Origin of the sequence: Sphingorhabdus sp. (genome assembly GCF_046292425.1) — a bacterium.
Lineage (GTDB): Bacteria > Pseudomonadota > Alphaproteobacteria > Sphingomonadales > Sphingomonadaceae > Sphingorhabdus_B.
This window is the reverse complement of record NZ_JBKBQV010000058.1, coordinates 1-16,814: the sequence shown is the minus strand read 5'-3', so window position 1 is coordinate 16,814 and position 16,814 is coordinate 1. Positions and strand designations below refer to the sequence as shown.

16 protein-coding genes are annotated in these 16,814 nt (G+C 52.8%); 11 read left to right on the top strand and 5 right to left on the bottom strand.

Going from position 1 to position 16,814, the window contains the following annotated elements:
• Nucleotides 1–223 precede the first annotated feature (223 nt).
• The 3 genes from ACK4S7_RS11190 (at nt 224) to ACK4S7_RS11180 (ending at nt 4,155) form a co-directional block, all read left to right on the top strand.
• Nucleotides 224–895: a hypothetical protein gene (locus ACK4S7_RS11190; RefSeq protein WP_409646819.1), complete on the top strand. Its 672-nt coding sequence runs from the start codon at nt 224–226 to the stop codon at nt 893–895.
• Between the two features lie 234 nt (nt 896–1,129).
• On the top strand, nt 1,130–1,480 hold the full coding sequence (locus tag ACK4S7_RS11185) for a response regulator (RefSeq protein WP_409646817.1): 351 nt from the start codon (nt 1,130–1,132) through the stop codon (nt 1,478–1,480).
• Nucleotides 1,477–4,155, top strand: a complete 2,679-nt coding sequence (locus tag ACK4S7_RS11180) for an ATP-binding protein (protein ID WP_409646821.1) — start codon at nt 1,477–1,479, stop codon at nt 4,153–4,155. Before ACK4S7_RS11185 ends, ACK4S7_RS11180 begins: the two co-directional genes overlap by 4 nt.
• Before the next feature lie 83 nt (nt 4,156–4,238).
• Here ACK4S7_RS11180 and ACK4S7_RS11175 read toward each other — a convergent pair whose 3' ends face one another.
• Nucleotides 4,239–4,511, bottom strand: coding sequence for a metal-sensitive transcriptional regulator (locus ACK4S7_RS11175; RefSeq protein WP_409646816.1), 273 nt, complete (start codon nt 4,509–4,511; stop codon nt 4,239–4,241).
• A 72-nt stretch (nt 4,512–4,583) separates the two neighbouring features.
• Here ACK4S7_RS11175 and ACK4S7_RS11170 point away from each other — a divergent pair, with 72 nt between their 5' ends.
• From ACK4S7_RS11170 to ACK4S7_RS11150, 5 genes are read left to right on the top strand one after another with little or no spacing between them, the layout of a single operon-like run.
• Nucleotides 4,584–6,362 (top strand): copper resistance system multicopper oxidase, encoded by a 1,779-nt coding sequence (locus tag ACK4S7_RS11170; RefSeq protein ID WP_409646815.1) that lies wholly within the window; start codon nt 4,584–4,586, stop codon nt 6,360–6,362.
• Nucleotides 6,359–7,366, top strand: coding sequence for a copper resistance protein B (locus tag ACK4S7_RS11165; RefSeq protein WP_409646813.1), 1,008 nt, complete (start codon nt 6,359–6,361; stop codon nt 7,364–7,366). The genes ACK4S7_RS11170 and ACK4S7_RS11165 overlap by 4 nt, the downstream gene beginning before the upstream one ends.
• Nucleotides 7,367–7,384: 18 nt before the next feature.
• Entirely contained in the window at nt 7,385–7,774 is a 390-nt protein-coding gene (gene copC, locus ACK4S7_RS11160) for a copper homeostasis periplasmic binding protein CopC (protein ID WP_409646812.1), read from the top strand.
• 6 nt (nt 7,775–7,780) lie between these two features.
• On the top strand, nt 7,781–8,686 hold the full coding sequence (locus ACK4S7_RS11155) for a CopD family protein (RefSeq protein WP_409646810.1): 906 nt from the start codon (nt 7,781–7,783) through the stop codon (nt 8,684–8,686).
• Between the two features lie 33 nt (nt 8,687–8,719).
• A complete protein-coding gene (locus ACK4S7_RS11150; protein WP_409646820.1) occupies nt 8,720–9,232 on the top strand; it encodes a YybH family protein in 513 nt (170 codons plus the stop codon).
• A gap of 231 nt (nt 9,233–9,463) precedes the next feature.
• Here the strand turns inward: ACK4S7_RS11150 and ACK4S7_RS11145 are convergent, their stop codons facing one another.
• On the bottom strand, nt 9,464–9,862 hold the full coding sequence (locus ACK4S7_RS11145) for a UrcA family protein (RefSeq protein WP_409646809.1): 399 nt from the start codon (nt 9,860–9,862) through the stop codon (nt 9,464–9,466).
• 131 nt (nt 9,863–9,993) lie between these two features.
• On the opposite strand from ACK4S7_RS11145, the gene ACK4S7_RS11140 reads away from it, so the two are divergent.
• The gene (locus tag ACK4S7_RS11140) at nt 9,994–10,818 is read left to right on the top strand and encodes a winged helix-turn-helix domain-containing protein (protein WP_409646808.1); all 825 of its coding nucleotides are present in this window, start codon (nt 9,994–9,996) and stop codon (nt 10,816–10,818) included.
• Nucleotides 10,819–10,854: 36 nt separating this feature from the next.
• On the opposite strand, the gene ACK4S7_RS11135 is transcribed toward ACK4S7_RS11140, so the two are convergent.
• Nucleotides 10,855–11,736: an OmpA family protein gene (locus ACK4S7_RS11135; RefSeq protein ID WP_409646806.1), complete on the bottom strand. Its 882-nt coding sequence runs from the start codon at nt 11,734–11,736 to the stop codon at nt 10,855–10,857.
• A gap of 364 nt (nt 11,737–12,100) precedes the next feature.
• Nucleotides 12,101–12,784: a PEPxxWA-CTERM sorting domain-containing protein gene (locus ACK4S7_RS11130; protein WP_409646805.1), complete on the bottom strand. Its 684-nt coding sequence runs from the start codon at nt 12,782–12,784 to the stop codon at nt 12,101–12,103.
• A 532-nt stretch (nt 12,785–13,316) separates the two neighbouring features.
• Here ACK4S7_RS11130 and ACK4S7_RS11125 point away from each other — a divergent pair.
• Nucleotides 13,317–14,078 (top strand): DUF1206 domain-containing protein, encoded by a 762-nt coding sequence (locus ACK4S7_RS11125; protein WP_409646803.1) that lies wholly within the window; start codon nt 13,317–13,319, stop codon nt 14,076–14,078.
• Nucleotides 14,079–14,095: 17 nt separating this feature from the next.
• On the opposite strand, the gene ACK4S7_RS11120 is transcribed toward ACK4S7_RS11125, so the two are convergent.
• Complete coding sequence (locus tag ACK4S7_RS11120) at nt 14,096–15,322, bottom strand: cation:proton antiporter (protein ID WP_409646802.1); 1,227 nt, start codon at nt 15,320–15,322, stop codon at nt 14,096–14,098.
• Between the two features lie 307 nt (nt 15,323–15,629).
• Between ACK4S7_RS11120 and ACK4S7_RS11115 the strand changes: the two genes are divergently transcribed.
• Nucleotides 15,630–16,670 carry a rod shape-determining protein gene (locus tag ACK4S7_RS11115; protein WP_409646800.1) on the top strand — a complete coding sequence of 347 codons (1,041 nt, stop codon included), beginning with the start codon at nt 15,630–15,632 and terminating at the stop codon, nt 16,668–16,670.
• Nucleotides 16,671–16,814: the final 144 nt, after the last annotated feature.

The following is a 16,814-nucleotide window of genomic DNA, read 5'->3' as shown; positions in this document are numbered from 1 at the left end:
TGGGTGGCCAAAAATTATGCCGCCAGCAGAATAAGGCAGCTTTAAGCTGTAGCGCGTACTGGCGCATTTTCCATTCCCGTCACCGGATTACGCTCTAGATGACTGTGTCAGGCGTCGGAACTTAACCGCCCAGCGGGTGTTGCCTTAACAGTGCGAAGACACGCTCGATGACGTGACTGGTTATCGGGTTTTGGGTTAAATTTGCCTATCTAGGAGAACAAACATGAGTGACAACAACAAACCCCTCTTTGGTGGCGACGATACAGATCGTGGTCCCTATGAGCATGGCTCAAATGGGCTGACAAGTGAACAAAGCCGTATGGATGCGGGGATTGGCTGCGGACAAATGAGCCAGCAGTCGCGGATGCACCAAACCGGCGTAGCATCAGCGATTTTTGATGATCAACAGGAAGCGCAGCAGGCCGTGGCCGCATTGCGTCAGATCGGCGTGAGCGACAGCGATCTCTCTGTAATTGCGCAGTCAAAAGGTACGATGACCACTCGCGAAGGCGGTGGCGAAATTACTGATGAAGAGCATACCAGTTACCTGCGCGGTATTCTTGGTGGCGGTGCATTAGGTGCTGGTCTGGGCGTCGCTGCGTTAGCAATACCTGGCGTTGGGCCTTTGGCTGCGATTGGTGCGATCGCCGCGACGGTTGTCCCCGAAGCAATGGCAATTGGCGCAGTTGCTGGTGCGGCCGCAGGCACATTCAACGAGGCGCTGAAAGAACATGGCGTTAGCGAAGAAGATGCGACGTATTATGGCGACCGAATGAAGCATGGTGGCGTGTTGGTGACGGTGAATTCATCCAATGTGGATCAATCACAAGCGCAAGACATCCTCTATCAGCACGGCGGCCACTCATCGTCGCGTGCCAGAAATATGTCTGTATAACTTTAAAACGTTTATTAAGAAATGGGTGCCTCGCGATATGCGGGGCACCCTTTTGTCTTCTGACTGACGAACAAATCAGTCGAAAAATGTTTCATTGCAAATGTTTGCAGTAGCGCCGCTCGATATTCTGGGCTAAATAACCCAAATATACAATAAACGACGTGCTGAACCGCAATGCACTTTAACATCGCACATGACTCAGCAACTCACGCACCTTCCCGATCAACGGTTCTTTTGGTCGACGACGAAAAGGATATTTTACCGGAGTATCAGGAATTTTTCGAGTTCGCCGGGTTTCCAACGCTTACTTGCGCTGATCCTGTTGAAGCAGTCGAACTGATTCTCAGCACGCCAGCTATCGGCGTTGTGATAACCGACCTCCGTATGGCTCGCATGAATGGTGCCAACTTAATTCGCGACTTGCGTGCCGCAATAACGGCAGACCGGCGGATAGACTTCTTTATATTGACGGGCGACGCGACTGTTCAGCTTATGCACGACGTTTCGGATGTGCCCGTATTCCTGAAGCCAGCCGATACAGGTGCATTAGTTGCTGCAATTCGTGCAGCATTGTGGCGGCCATGAACCTGCGGCCCGTCCGTTGGAGGGCCTCGACAGTAAGCCGCCGGCAATTGTTTTCCGCAGTCCTTCTTGGGCTGGCGGGTTTTCTTATCAACATGCTGGAACTTCCTCTGGGATGGGGTCTGCACTTCATATTTGGCAATGCAATCATTTACGCACTTATCCGTGTACTGCAGCCCCAAAGCTTGGTGTTGGGCATAGCGATTTCGAGCCTGTGGACCGTATTTTTATGGAATCATCCGTGGGCGTGGGTGGTATGGGTTTGCGAAGCCATTTTTGTTGCGCTTTTATTCCAGAAAACGTCGCCAGTTCGCCGCAACGTGATCTTTTGGCTTGTTGTTGGCACTCCGTTGCTTTTGCTCACTTATGGCGCCGTCATGAAGATGGACCAGTTGTCGCTATTTCTCGTGATCGTTAAGCAGGCGGCAAATGGTATATTGAACATTGTGCTTGGCGAACTGCTTTATGGAACCCTTCTCGCCCTAAATCCCCAGCAAAGATGTGCCGCGTGGCCGAAGATGAAAGTGGAGAGTTTCGTCACAACATTGTTGATGGCGGTTATCCTGATCCCCACAGCCTTTTATCTCGCGCTCGATGCACCGGGGCGGGAGCAGGCAGCTCGGCAAGAAACGGCCGACATCCTAGAATATCGCCTTGCCATGAGCAACGCGTCTTTAGATAACTGGATTCAAACGCGAACTTTAGTACTTCGAATGTATGCAAAGGAAGAGATTGCGGGTTCGGACCCATGGCAGGGCGCTGTTCTTGATGACCTGTCAGCGGATTTTGCCAAGATATCTATAACGGGACAGGGCCGGACAATTCGCTGGCCGATTGAGCCAAGCAGCGAACCGTTATCGATATTTCGGCTGCTGCCCGACCACCGCGCATTGTGGGGCAAGCAACATGCGCGTCTGGTTGCCCTACCGCGACACTGGGGGCAACCAGTTCAATTCGCGCTAATTATTCCGTTTGTTGTAGATGGAGAGCCCGGAATAATTGCGGCCCAATTGCGGGATGGTGTTCTGCCGAAGCTTATCAACATGGAAGTGCGAGGCCCCGCATTTGGAGTACTCCTTGTCAGTCCGGCCGAGGGTGTATCGGCTTTTACGCCAGCTGCGATGCCTTGGCTCCAGGCTTTCAAAGCGCTACCTGCCGCAGTCAGGACAGAGGCGCTGCGGTCGCCCGTCTTCATAAGTGACATTGGTTACGGACGTGCAATCATGTCGGACCTTCGTAAGGCACAAATGGTGAAGGCTGCGAAGGTGGCTGATTTACCCGAATGGCTACTGGTTGGTGTCGCGCCATTGGCTCCAGTCGTGAATACATCGCGGCAAATGCAATTGAAGCTGTTTCTTGCTCTCATTTCTTTCATTATGCTCGTCACGATTATCGCTTTGCCGATCAGCCGCAGAATATCTTTGACGCTCCGCAAAATATCGCAGTCGGCAGCCGATCTGACAGCTAGCGGGGCCGAGCGACTTGCGATGCACGGCTTAGTCATTCGGGAAGTAAACGAGATTTTGGGAACAATTTCGTCAGCTGGCACCACATTCGGGCAGGAACGTGGAGCGCTTGCCAGCTATCAACGTCGTTTGAATAGTGTAGCCCAACATGCACCTGTCATTATCTATGCGCTGGACGTTGTGAATGGCGCCAAAGGGGCGCCTGTATATGTAAGCGAATCTTTAGAAAAGATCCTGGGCTATACTCCTGCTGATGCCATGGAGCCGGGATGGTGGAGCCATGCAGTCCATCCTGAAGACTATCAAAGCTGTGTTCAGGCATTTACTGGCCTTGAACCCGGTAAGGTAGTCAACGTTGAATATCGGCTGCGACACAAGAATGCACATTATGTTTGGGTGTATGACACGCTATCGGTTGAGTCCAATCCGCAGTCCAATGCGCTCGAGGCGGTCGGTGTGATCGTGGATATCTCGGAACGCAAATCATCCGCTGAACAGTTATTGCAAGCTGACAAGATGACCAGTCTTGGCAGGATGATTTCCGGAACAGCACATGAACTAAACCAACCGCTCAACTTCATAAAGTTGGCGGCATCGAATCTACGCGAAAATACCGTCAGAGGACGTATGGAAGCCGAACGGTTTGTGCCAAAGTTGGAAAACATATTGGCGCAGGTGGAACGCGCATCGGCTATCTTGTTGCAGATGCGAATTTTCGGCCGAACGCCAAAAGAATCACCCTATCCGATCGACGTAAAAAACGCGGTTGAAGGTGTGGTGCAGATGGTGAAGCCACAGCTCGAACTCGACGGTACCAGAGTGACGATTGTGGAAAAGGGTGGACCGGTGCGGGTTGAGGCATTGCCAATGTTGTTGGAACAAGTGCTTTTGAATCTGCTCATCAACGCTAATGACGCCATCAGGGCGCGCTTTAGCGCAAGCGATACAGCAGAGGGCAGAATTACAATATCAGTCGAACGGCGCGGTGAAGTTGCTGCCATCATGGTCGCGGATAATGGCACAGGAATTCCCGCCGACGTCCTGCAAAAAATATTTGACCCGTTCTTCACGACCAAGCCAGCACAAGAAGGAACGGGCCTTGGCCTATCGATCAGCTACGGCATCATTCGTGATCTCGGTGGCGTGATCCGTGCAAGATCTAGCCGTAATGGCGCGAGATTTACAATCGAACTGCCATTGGCCGGGGCGTAAAGGCGGCATAGAGTCCGAGCTAAGTGATCAAAGGTGAAACTGGATGCGGGTCGCAACGGCTGCCCAAACGGCAGTCCTGCATATCAACGCTTCACTTTGCCAAATAGCTCGATCAACTCGTTAAATTTTTCCTGCTGTTCGGTCACGTCACCCGATTTTATGGCATCCGCAACACAACAGGCAGCATGATCTTTAAGTATCGCATTCTCGACACTGGCAAGCGCGGATTTGACGGCCTGCACCTGATGCAAAATGTCGATGCAATAGCGGTCGTCCACCACCATCTGCGAAATGCCGCGGACTTGACCCTCTATACGTTTGAGGCGGTTAACCGTTTGGCTGCGATTTGTTGGCATAAGCGTATTACCCTATTGCTATACCCTATAGGGGTATCGTATATTCGATGAAAATCAAAGGTACAATTGCAAATGATCAAGGCAGAGTTCACACGGCGCGGCGCAATGGCGGCACTTGGTGCGAGCGCGGCGTTGGCTGCGGTGCCTGCATGGGCGCAGGGACACAGCATGCGCCGTCATGATGGCCCACCCATCCGTGTGGGCTTTGACGAGGTCAGCGGTGAGGTCATCGACCTTACTGTTCGCAGTGGACGACGAATGGTCCAGGGACGCAGTGGCCATGGCATTGCCGTTAATGGCAGCGTGCCGGGACCGCTGATCCGTTTGCGCGAGGGCCAGAACGTCCGTTTGAACGTCACCAACCATTTGGATGAGGATACATCCATCCATTGGCACGGCTTGCTGGTGCCGTTTCAATATGATGGTGTTCCTGGCATTAGTTTTCCGGGCATCAAGCCGCACCAGACATTCCAATATGAATTTCCGGTCCGGCAATCCGGCACCTATTGGTATCACAGCCATTCAGGGCTTCAGGAGCAATCGGGACATTATGGCCCGCTCATCATCCACCCGGCTGGCCCGGAGCCTGTCAGCTACGATCGTGATTATATCTTGCTCTTAAGCGAGTTTACGCCGCTCCACCCACATTTCATTATGAGCCGACTACGTACTGGAGAAGGCTATTTCAACGAACAGCTTTCGAGCTGGACGGACAAATATCCGATGTCAGGCGCGGAGCGGCGGATGTGGGCCGAAATGCGGATGTTGCCGACGGATATCGCCGACGTCAGCGCGCCTACCTACACCTATTTGGCAAATGGGCGTGGTGCCAAAGAGGGGCTTGAATATCTGTTCCGCCGCGGCGAGCGTATAAGGCTGCGCGTTATCAATGGTTCGGCCATGACCTTCTTCAACCTCCGCATTCCGGGCCTACCAATGACGGTGATTGGCGCGGATGGTCAAAATGTCCTGCCAGTAGAGGTCGATGAACTGCAAATCGCAGCAGCCGAAACCTATGATGTCATCATTGAGCCAGGCAACGCCGAGGCCTACGCGATTGTTGCCGAATCCATGGATAGATCGGGCATGGCACTCGCTATGTTGGCAAGCCAGCCCGGTGCAAAGGCACCGGTTCCTGCTTTGCGCGACCCGCCCTTGCTGACGATGGGTGATATGGGCATGAACCATGGTTCTGGCGACGCGGGTGGAGGGCATGAAGGTCATGCCGGCATGGACCATGGCAACGGGGCGCAAGCCAGTGCTTACACAAGCCACAGTATGGATGGCATGAGGATGCGCGACAAGTCGTTGCTGCCTCCTGATGTTGAAATCGGCCCCGGGCTTGACATGGTATCGATGGCGCCTGTCGACAAGATGGGCGACCCTGGTCTGGGTCTGCGCGACGTCAAACACCGCGTGCTCAACTATCGCATGTTGTCGGCGCTTGAACCGAATAAGGACACACGTGAGCCTTCACGTCTTCTCGAAATCCACCTCACGGGCAACATGGAGCGCTACATGTGGTCGTTTGATGGCCGTATGTTTAGCGCAGTACATGATGTACCGATCCGTTTTGCATGGAACGAACGTGTGCGCGTCAAGCTCATAAACAACACAATGATGGCGCATCCAATCCACTTGCACGGCATGTTCTTCGAGCTGGTGAACGGCAAGGAAGCCGCCCACCAACCACGCAAAAACGTGGTGGTTGTGCAACCCGGCGCCAGTGCCCAATTCGACCTGACAGCCAATGAGCCCGGCGACTGGGCGTTTCATTGCCATCTTATGTACCATATGCATGGCGGTATGATGCAGACGGTAACGGTCGTTGGCCCGGAGGACGCAGCATGATCCGGAAAACATTAATCGCCGCATCGTTGGTTGGTCTCGCTTTGCTGAACGTGCCGCTTCAGGCACAAGACCACAGCGGGCATCAGGGACATACAGAAGCCGCGCCAGTAGCGAAGCCCTCACCAGCCGACCCGCATGCCGGTCACACGCCAGCAACTGTTAATCCAGCGCCAGCTATGGACCATGAAATGATGGATCACAGCAAGATGGACCATGGAGAAACTGCCAAGGACGCCGCAGGGACGTCGCCAGGGCCAATAATGGAGACACCCGCACCGCCAGAAGCCGGAAGCGGTCCACCACGCGCTGCGGACGCAATTTGGGGTGCAGAGGCGATGGCCGCGTCCAGAAAAGCGTCACGCGAAATGCATGGTGATTTTCCCTTATTCTGGTTCCAGGGTGATCGGCTGGAATACCAGACCCGCGCTGGCGATGATGGCTATCTTTGGGATATCCAGGGCTATTATGGCGGGCCAACGAGCCGTTTATGGTTCAAGAGTGAGGGCGAAGGTGCCTTTGGCGAACAGATTGAAAATGCGGAGGTTCAGGCACTTTATTCTCGGGCCATCTCGCCATATTGGGACCTTCAGGGTGGCGTCCGGCAAGATGTAACGGGCTTGGAAACCACACATGCGGTAATCGGCATTCAAGGCCTTGCGCCCTATATGTTCGAAGTGGACGCAGCGATGTTCGTGTCGCATCGGGGTGACATTACCGCACGGGTCGAGGCGGAGATTGACCAGCGCATTACGCGGCGGCTGATCTTGCAGCCGCGTGCTGAAGTTAATCTATCGGCGCAAAATATACCGCGCCTTGGCATTGGTTCAGGCCTTGATTCAGTCGAAGTCGGCGTTCGACTCCGTTACGAATTTGTCCGTGAGTTCGCTCCGTATATCGGAGTCGAGCAAAGCTGGCGTATTGGCCTAAGCGCCGACTTTGCGCGGGCCGTAGGCGAAGACCCATCAACAACCAATTATGTCGTCGGCGTCCGTTTCTGGTTTTGAGTTTAAAAGGATAACCACATGAAATTTTTCTCCCTTATTGCCAGCGCGGCACTTGCAACTGCGACATTTTTAGGACCCGTTGCGGTCCAAGCACACAGCAAGATGGCGTCCTCAACTCCTGCCGAAGGCGCTACCATCGCAAAGCCGCGCGTGCTTACTTTGAACTTTACTGAGGCCCTGCTGCCGCCCACGGCGGCCGCCAGTATCGTCATGACGGCGATGCCGGGTGTCAAAAATCACGGCGAGATGGTCATCCGCAACTTCACATCCAGTTGGTCGAACAACAACAAGACGTTGACGCTGAAACTGCGCGAACCGCTTCGCACCGGAAGCTATGAAGTGCGTTGGCAGGCGGCAGGCGCGGACGGTCACCGAATGACAGGCAAAGTCAGCTTCAAGGTAAGCTAAACGCCAGTGGAGGTTGCTTTTCCGCTGCTGCGTTTTGCGCATTATGGACTTTTGCTGGGCCTGTTCGGCGTGACAGCGTTTCGCAGCTTTGGCTTGCAGCGCGCTTTTGGGCAAAATGGGACGCCTTCGATAAGCATCGCTATAACGGTTAGCGCTATAGCGGCATTGATTGTGACGGTTGCCCTCATGTTGGTCAGCATTGCGGCCATGATGGCGCTACCTGTTTCGCAGGTGGAATGGGCAACAGTCAAAGCCATGCTCCTATCCACTGAGTTGGGTTGGGCATTCTTGGCGCGCGTCGGGTTTCTAATTGCGGCCGTCACAACTTGTATTCTGTTCAGGCGGTCAGCACACAGTCATGCGATTGCCGCCTTGTGGTTCGGCCTTGCCGTTGCAACGTTGCCGTGGAGCGGACATGCGGCAGCAAGCGATGGCCTTTTGGGCACAGCGCATAGGGTAAATGATGCTGTGCATTTGTTAGCCGCTGGCCTGTGGCTCGGCGCCATAGGGTGGTTCCTGTATTTGACAGCCGCTGCGCATCGGAGGTTGGCGATAGTGGCTGCTCCTTTGCTCGCCGACGTCCATAAATTCGCGCCTTTGGGTATCCTTCTTGTTGCAATTGTCGCGGGCACCGGGGCGATCAACGCCCAGCTTATCTTCGGCATCGAAAACAGCCTGAGGGTTGTCCGGACAAATTATGGCTGGCTGCTGGCGGTCAAAATATTGGTCGTTGGTGTTATGCTGTCGTTCGGCGCGCGAAATGCTTGGATTGGAAAGCAGCAAGCAGCATCGAATGATATTGAAACGAATTTAGCGAAATTGCGTGCAAGCCTTGGCGCTGAGCTTACAATGGCGATTGTAGTGATTGGGCTGATGGCTTTCATCGGAATGATGTCGCCCATGGGTGATTAAAAAAACGTAGTAGCGGGGTCAAAGTACGTGAAAATGATAACAAGCAAATTCCGTCTTACAAAGATGGCCGCAGTTGCAGTCGCGCCGCTGTTGGCAGCCGCGGCACATCCTGGTGCTGCCGCTCAGCCCACGACAGCCCCTTCAACAACACAAGATTTGGCGAAAGCACCAACGACAGCTGCACGCACAGTTGATGCATTTCATGCTGCTCTCAAAGGCGGCGACACCAAATCTGCGTTGATGTTCCTATCCGATGATGTGCTTATATTTGAATCTGGCGCTGTCGAGAGCAATCGCGCGGAGTATGAAGCCCATCACCTGAAGGCAGATGCAGAGTTCAGCGCGGCGACAACACGCACACGCGTCAGTGAGCGTATCACGACCGCGGGAGAGCTCACGTCCGTGATGCGCGTTGAACTGCTGCGTGGCAGTTTCCGCGGTCGTCCGATCAACAGCAGGTCCGTTGAAACAATATTATTACGCAATACCGCATCGGGATGGCGCATTGTCCACATTCATTGGTCGTCCGCAAACCTCAAGTCCTGACAAGAGAACGGGCAACAGTCAGCCGGAAACGCCTTTGTCGACACATGCCGATTGTAGTGGGCAGTGTAGTGATTTACCGGATCGGCAGCGCATACCTTCCGTTAACTGACACTTCCATCAATAGCGGCCATTGCGATAAAATGCGCATGAGACTGGAATTCACCATCGCCCGCATAAGCTATTGTTGACAATAGATTATACGGGCGGTGACACGCATAATGCTACCGCGGACTAACGGCTGCGCGGGGAGAGTGTTATTGCAACACGGGTACCCGACTGGGCGCTAGCAATTGCCAAATCGATTTGGGGCTTTGCGTCCTGGAAAGTGTTGTGCGTACAACCGCTTTCAAACTTCATCAACGGGTGTTGTCCCCGATATATAATTTCGCAAACTTTGTTGGCGGCCCTTTTAACCCGCGAAACCAGAACATGTTGGTTCTGTTCGTATTTTAGGTCCAAGTCTGAATAGTGAACGCGCTGTTCAACGACATCGGCCCGCTTGACCTTTCCTTGCACAATTGTGTCTTGTGCAAAAAGTGGAGTTGCAGTCGAAATTGCCAAAGCAAATACCGCACCAAGCTTAACTGAGACATCGGCGGCGCTGCGACGGTTAATCTTAACTAGCGTCATGATCATACCTTTCCATTAGGGGTGTGCTCTGCGGCCCTCTTCCGAATTTATTTTATGGCTGAATATAAAACGAGTTTGTCGTTGTCGCATTGGGGCTTGCGTGAAATTAATCTTAATTTTTCCTGACATTCTTGAAAGAAAATGACTCCAACGCCACAATCTGTTACGGGTATGAAAACTGGTCGCAGACTCGCCGCCGAGACGGCACATCAGTGCGGACTGGAACTATGGAGAATCTCGAAGTAACATTTGGTCGCCACACGTTACTGCCGTTTCGACAACTGCAGTATAATCACCGGCCTGTGTCTATTGGCAACAAGGCGCTCCAGATCTTGTCCACCTTGGCTGCTGCCAAAGGGCAAATTGTTACCAAGTTCGAATTGATGAATATCGTTTGGTCCGGCCTGATCGTCGACGAAAATTCGCTGCACGTGCACGTGGCCGCGCTGCGCCGTGCGCTTGGTGATGATGCGGGATTGCTTATTACCGTTCGGGGGTTGGGCTATCGACTGGATAGTCGTTTCGTCGAGCACAGTTCCTATGCAGATTTGCAGAGCTATCGATCGATTGCAGTACTGGCGTTCATCAACATGACGGGCAACCCGGCTATGGACTATTTGGGGGAGGGCATATCTGAAGAGCTGATCAACTCGCTGTCCCGAACCACAGGACTTAAGGTGTCATCGCGCACGTCAAGTTTTGCGTTCCAACACCGCAATGTGGATGCACGCGAGATTTGCGAAAAACTAGGCGTAAACGCACTCGTCGAAGGGAGCGTGCGAATTGCAGGTGGCCGAGCCCGCGTAACAGCGCAGCTCATCGACGGAGATAATGGCACCCATGTGTGGTCGCAGAATTTCGACCACGAGTTTGCCGACTTGTTCGATTTGCAAGGCGATATCACTGAAGAAATAATGCGGTCCCTAAGCAGGTTTCTATTCTCCAGCCGCGAGTAATAATCAGGGGTGGGCATGAAACCCACCCCTTAAAAATTACATCCCGTCCAAGCCCTTGCTGACGAGGATATTGACCGCGACCCGCCTGTTCTGTGCTTTGCCTTCTGCGGTACTGTTGTCCGCAAGCGGATCAGCTTCGGCCATGCCGGTCGGTGTAAGCATACGATAAGGCTTCCATCCACATGCCTGCTGAAGATGGTTCACAACCCTGTTCGCGCGCTTTTCGCTCAAATCTTGGTTGAACTCATAATCGCCCGTTGAGTCGGTATAGCCAACGACCAATACCAGCGCGTTATCCATGGTATTGGCTTGATTTGCAGCTTCGCAAAGCTCTGCCCGCGCCTGCTGGGACAGATTTGCTTTTCCTGTGTCGAAATAAACGTTGGTGGTGCCTTTGACGTTATACTGGTCAATGTCAGCTACGCGGCTACGCAAGGCTTCGGTTGCGGCGGTTTGCTCGGCAAAACCCTGCGCTGTCCCGGTGCGGATCATATTGGCTGTCTTGAGGTCGCGGTCGCGAAGCTTGATCTGGCTGGCAACCAACCCACCGCCCCATTGCACGGTCTTGGCAGTTACCGGTAAGCCATTAAGCAACGAACCTGTCGCAAGCTTTTCACGATTAAGGCCGAACAGGCCTTTGCTAGCACGAATTTCTGTGCCTTCGCTTACATATACGACCGAAGTCGAGCCGTCGGGGACGGTAACCTGAATTCGATTGTCCCCACGGGCAGAAATAAAGCCTTCAATCTCCGGCCCGGCTGTCAGGCCGGTTAAATCATTAGGCGGAGAACCTGTTACAGTCGTACCGACTTCGGCTTCTGTTGCATCCTGCTGTTGCGCAGAGAGAGAACCCCAAGCAGGCAAGGAGAGTATGGCGAGCAGGCAACTGCCACGATATAATTTACTGGTCGTGATCATATGATGTACTCCGGGTTTTGCATCAGACGGATATGCGAGGCAGCGATGATGTTTAATGTCGCTCCCAGACATTCCACAAAGAAGAGGCACATCGGTTGGAATTTCTACCCTTTCTGTCAGATGAACCACATTGTCATTGATGGTTAACAAGAGAGGATAATGAGCCGAACCGAAGAAATGATTATCTTAAAACCACAAAGGCTCGTGAGTATGTATTGATGTCTCGTGGTGTCGGTGCCCAATACATTCGAAGGATATCACAAAAACATTCTGCGGCGTTCAACATTGAAACTGTGTCCGAATCCAGGCAAAGAAAAACCGCCGTCCATCTAAACGACAGACGGCGGTTTATTGCCCAGATTATTTAGGCGAAGCGAACGCGCAAACCAGCCTTGTCTTTACGACGCATCGTATAACCTACGGCAGCCATTCCAAGAAGCATCATCACCCAAGCCGCAGGCTCAGGAACTGCGCCGATTGCAGCAACGCCACCAAGACGAAGCTGTCTGAACTCTCCGATCCCGTTTGTGGAGGGGTCGGCAGTAAACCCAGCGCTTGTGAATATTTCCCCGTTAGTACCGCTTAGCCCGATAAAATTCTGACCATTTGTCCCGATGCTTTGTTGGATTTGACCAATAGAGCCATCAGCATTCATGTAATTTACGAATATGCTAATTGCCTCGTTTGCGGCGTTCCCGGGAACCGGTGCCAAGTTAAAAAGAGCTGCGGTAAAGCCAAAGCCATTTTCAATGGTGAAGGTCAGTTGGTTGAGAAGGTTATCCAGTGATCCAACGCTTGCTTGACCATTTGCCCCGCCCACCAACGTCGCGTCGGTTGTGCTGGTGAAAGTGACATCAATGTCAGAATTATTATAATTTCCGGTAATGACCGGTGCGGTGCCAGCGTTCACCAGCACGTTTGCATCAGTATCAACACAGTTTGCGCCGGTACACAATACCACAGCGGCATTAGCAGGCGTTAATGCGGCTGCACCGATAACAGCGCTCGCTACTGCAGCGGCAATGGTCGTTTTTTTGTAGATACTCATCTGGACTCTTCCTCTTAAAATGGGTGCGTATCAAAACCTCCCACAATTCAAAGCAGCACCGGATTGCGATTCGTTAGTTAATAGCACATTAATCAAACAAAGCCAAAGTAGTGGAGTCCAATTTTGAGACAACATATGGTCATTTTTAAGTAAACTTTTTAAAATATTGAACTTTAGTTATATAAATAAATATCTTTTAGTATTTTAGCATTCAAACGAATTCAACCAGATAGTGAATGTAAATCGTTTGCATTTCACGAAATAAGCTTCATCTAACCCTATTGCAAACGAATGCAGTAATTCGGGTTTATTTTTGATTGTAAAGCTTGGCGTTCCCCTGAAGCAATTCCTGTAGTCGATATCCCGGTCCATATTAGCTCGTATGACGCGGCGAACTCGCGGTTCCGACACGTCAGTTACAAGTTTTTCAGGAACGAAGCGTGCGCGCTACCGTTGAAATGCTGCTGCGCAGGAAGTCGCAGTCACATGCCTTATCGGGTTTCAAACCATTTCGAGGATCAGTGGAGGAAATATGGTAGACGCGTCAGCACGTTTGGTAACACTTACTAGAGCAGGGTTTGCGACCCGGGGGGTACTGTATCTTGTAATCGCTTACTTTGTGATCACGTCGGGTCGCACAGAGGACCCTGCGGGTGCCTTGCAGTATGTCGGACAGGGGGGTGGGCGCATTTTGTTGCTGCTGATGGCTGCTGGTTTGTTCGGGTACGGCCTTTGGCGCCTGACTGACGCGATATTTAATATAGAAGGACATGACAAAGACCGATCAGGTATAGGTGCCCGATTGGGCGCAGCTGCTAGCGGAGTCATACATTTGTTACTGGCGTGGCAGGCAATTAAATTTTCACAAGGGGCTAGCGCTTCGAGCAGTTCAAGTCCGCAAGAAAATGCGCAGTCGATGCTCACGATGCCAGGGGGTGGCACGATGCTGATAGTGGTTGGACTGGTCCTCTTGATTGTCGGCGGGTTCCAGATCGTCAAGGCAGTTAAAGCTGACTTTCTGAAGCACCTTGAACCAGAAGTTGCCAGCGAGATCTGGGTCAAATGGAGCGGCCGATTTGGTTATGCTGCCCGGGGCGTAATTTTTCTGATCACCAGTTATTTTTTCGTAGCTGCTGGCTTGTCCGAGCAAGCAAGCAAAGCAGGTGGCATGGCAGAGGCCTTGCGCTGGCTGACGAGCCCATGGGACATGATTGTAGCCGCAGGATTATTGGCCTTTGGCTTTTTTAGCCTAATTGAGGCGCGGTATCGCATCATCCATCGCGTGCCGGTTTGAGGCAGCGGCCACAGCCTCTACGTTGTTGCCCGTTCTATCGCCACACCCGCTGTGAAGCCATGCACCACGGTTGAGATGACAATGGTGCATGCCACTATTGCCCAAAGCTGCGGCGCATTCGGTAACGCGACATAGGACGCGGCATAAGAAAGATAGTAAATGGAACCGACGCCTCGTATTCCGTAAAATGCGACAACAAGGCGTTCGCGGGATAGCAACGCCGTGCGCGAAAGGGCAATCCAAGCGGCAGCAGGTCTAATTACGAAAACCAGTGCAAACGATACAGCCGCAACCTGCCAAGTCAAATGGGGCATTAATACCGGAATTGCCGCACCCAGCGCCACCAATAATAGGGCTGTGAGTGCGCGCTCCAGCGCCTCGACAAAATCATGCATTTTGGCATGGTACTCATGGTTTGTTTCGGATCGGCGTAATGTCAAACCGGCCAAAAAAACCGCAATGAAGCCGTAACCTTCCAGCAACTCCGTTAGGCCGTAAACAATCAGGACACCGGCAAAAGCCACCAAACCCGACGCCGTCTTGGACAACGCGTTCTCAAGTGGAAAATCGAACAAAAGCTTGGCAACTAACCGGCCAAGTACAAGACCGCTCGCAGCGCCTACAGCAATGCGATAGGCAACATCCATGGCAAGCCATTCGGCGAATAGACCCAGCGACCAGCTGCTCGCGGTGATTAATGACATACCCAGATAGAGAAACGGAAAAGCTAGGCCATCATTCAACCCAGCCTCAGTCGTTAACGTGAACCTTACGGGGTGTTCCCCGCCCTCCAGCGGCGGCCCGACCTGAACGTCGGATGCCAACACAGGATCCGTAGGGGCAAGAACAGCACCCAACAACAAACCAGTCGCCAACGTCATACCAGCGGCCGCCACCCCTAAAAAAGCAAGTGCCGCGATCGTCAGCGGCATCGCCACAGCGAGCAGTCTAACCGTTGCTTGCCAGTTTTTCCAAACGCGTAACCTGTCGATACGGATCCCAACACCAAATAGACCGATGACGACGCAAATCTCGCTGGTCATCTCCCAAACCTTTGGTGCGTTTACCGGGTTGAAGGGGCTCGGCGTGCCCGGGATGAACGCGAATGATAAATAGCCTGCCCCTATCAGAAGCGCTGATGCCGCGGGCTCGCGACCGGATATCCATCGCGGTAACCAGTGCGCGAATAGAATAGCACAACCGACTATGGTCAGGACGATATGATAGGATGAAAATTCAAACATTGTCGTTGCAATGGATGAACGCCGTGACCTGGCGGCGGAAAAGGAAACAACTTGGCATGAGCAAGTATGAACAGCCCAGTCGGCGGCCTGTTCCCACGATGTCATTCGGTCTTGGCATTTTTCATATCTTTACTTTTTGATACATTTGGTCGCCATAGGGACTGTTCGTTCATGTTCCGGTCACCTATGAACAGACAACAGGGTTTGTACCTGCTCGTGTCGGGAGGCATGACGCCTCGACAAAACAGCATCTGATGGGCTGCAATCGTAACTCCAAGCAACTGATAAAAGGCGTTTTCTACTCGATATGAATATTTTTCGTATGTTCTCTTCTGCTGCCCATGACATGGCTATCGACCTTGGGACCGTGAACACGGTTGTGTATGTGCGTGACAAGGGCATTGTCCTGAATGAGCCTTCTGTGGTGGCCCTTGAAACCCGGGACGGCATCAAACGCGTCAAAGTGGTGGGCAACGAAGCCAAGCTGATGATGGGAAAAACGCCTGACAACATACAGGCCATTCGTCCGCTGCGCGACGGCGTGATTGCGGACATTGAGGTGGCCGAACAGATGATCAAGCACTTCATTAACAAAGCATTGGGTGGCCCAACTCGGCTACCGCGCCAATATAATGTGGTCATTTGCGTCCCGTCCAGTTCAACGATGGTTGAACGGCGGGCGATTAGAGATGCGGCGTCCAATGCTGGCGCGGCGCGGGTGCAGCTGATCGAGGAGCCTTTGGCTGCTGCGATTGGCGCAGGCTTGCCTGTCACGAAACCCATTGGGGCCATGGTGGTGGATATCGGAGGTGGCACGACCGAAGTGGCAGTTCTGTCACTGAGCGGCGTGGCTTATAGCAATTCGGTACGCGTGGGCGGCGATAAGATGGACGATGCCATTTCGTCTTACATACGGCGGAAACACAATCTAATGATTGGTGAAATGACCGCCGAACGGGTTAAGATTGCCGTTGGCAGTGCTATTGCGCCTGATGGTACCGGAAAAATCATTAGTGTCAGGGGGCGGGATCTCGTCAATGGACGGCCATCGGAGATTACAATATCGGAAGCGGAGTTGGCCGAAGCATTGGCTGACCCGGTCGCGCAAATTATCGGGGCGACGATGACGGCGCTTGAGCAAACGCCGCCTGAACTGTCGGCCGATATCATCGACGAAGGAATAACCCTTACTGGCGGTGGCGCATTGCTCGCGCGGATGGACGAAGCCATCGCCCTTGCAACCGGGCTGACGGTCAAGATTGCGGAAGATGCACTTATTTGCGTCGCAATGGGCGCTGGCCAAGCCTTTGAGGACCAGATCTACCAAGGCGTTCTTATCGAAGGCTGATAGTTGTACGCGAACTATGCATCTCCAGGCTGTCCTGAAGCACAAAAGGAGTCCGGTGCCATCAACGAGGGCATATATGTCTGCCAGAAGCGACAGCAATCCTTTGAAACTTATTCGTGCTTTGTGCGTTACGCGCAGCAATAG

What these genes read in the sequence shown, in the direction of transcription:
- ACK4S7_RS11175 (WP_409646816.1), bottom strand. Translation starts at nt 4,511, where the DNA reads ATGCCAACAAATCGCAGCCAAACGGTTAACCGCCTCAAACGTATAGAG.
- ACK4S7_RS11135 (WP_409646806.1), bottom strand. Translation starts at nt 11,736, where the DNA reads ATGATCACGACCAGTAAATTATATCGTGGCAGTTGCCTGCTCGCCATA.
- ACK4S7_RS11150 (WP_409646820.1), top strand. Translation starts at nt 8,720, where the DNA reads ATGATAACAAGCAAATTCCGTCTTACAAAGATGGCCGCAGTTGCAGTC.
- ACK4S7_RS11120 (WP_409646802.1), bottom strand. Translation starts at nt 15,322, where the DNA reads ATGTTTGAATTTTCATCCTATCATATCGTCCTGACCATAGTCGGTTGT.
- ACK4S7_RS11180 (WP_409646821.1), top strand. Translation starts at nt 1,477, where the DNA reads ATGAACCTGCGGCCCGTCCGTTGGAGGGCCTCGACAGTAAGCCGCCGG.
- ACK4S7_RS11165 (WP_409646813.1), top strand. Translation starts at nt 6,359, where the DNA reads ATGATCCGGAAAACATTAATCGCCGCATCGTTGGTTGGTCTCGCTTTG.
- ACK4S7_RS11130 (WP_409646805.1), bottom strand. Translation starts at nt 12,784, where the DNA reads ATGAGTATCTACAAAAAAACGACCATTGCCGCTGCAGTAGCGAGCGCT.
- ACK4S7_RS11170 (WP_409646815.1), top strand. Translation starts at nt 4,584, where the DNA reads ATGATCAAGGCAGAGTTCACACGGCGCGGCGCAATGGCGGCACTTGGT.
- ACK4S7_RS11190 (WP_409646819.1), top strand. Translation starts at nt 224, where the DNA reads ATGAGTGACAACAACAAACCCCTCTTTGGTGGCGACGATACAGATCGT.
- ACK4S7_RS11115 (WP_409646800.1), top strand. Translation starts at nt 15,630, where the DNA reads ATGAATATTTTTCGTATGTTCTCTTCTGCTGCCCATGACATGGCTATC.
- ACK4S7_RS11145 (WP_409646809.1), bottom strand. Translation starts at nt 9,862, where the DNA reads ATGACGCTAGTTAAGATTAACCGTCGCAGCGCCGCCGATGTCTCAGTT.
- copC (WP_409646812.1), top strand. Translation starts at nt 7,385, where the DNA reads ATGAAATTTTTCTCCCTTATTGCCAGCGCGGCACTTGCAACTGCGACA.
- ACK4S7_RS11125 (WP_409646803.1), top strand. Translation starts at nt 13,317, where the DNA reads ATGGTAGACGCGTCAGCACGTTTGGTAACACTTACTAGAGCAGGGTTT.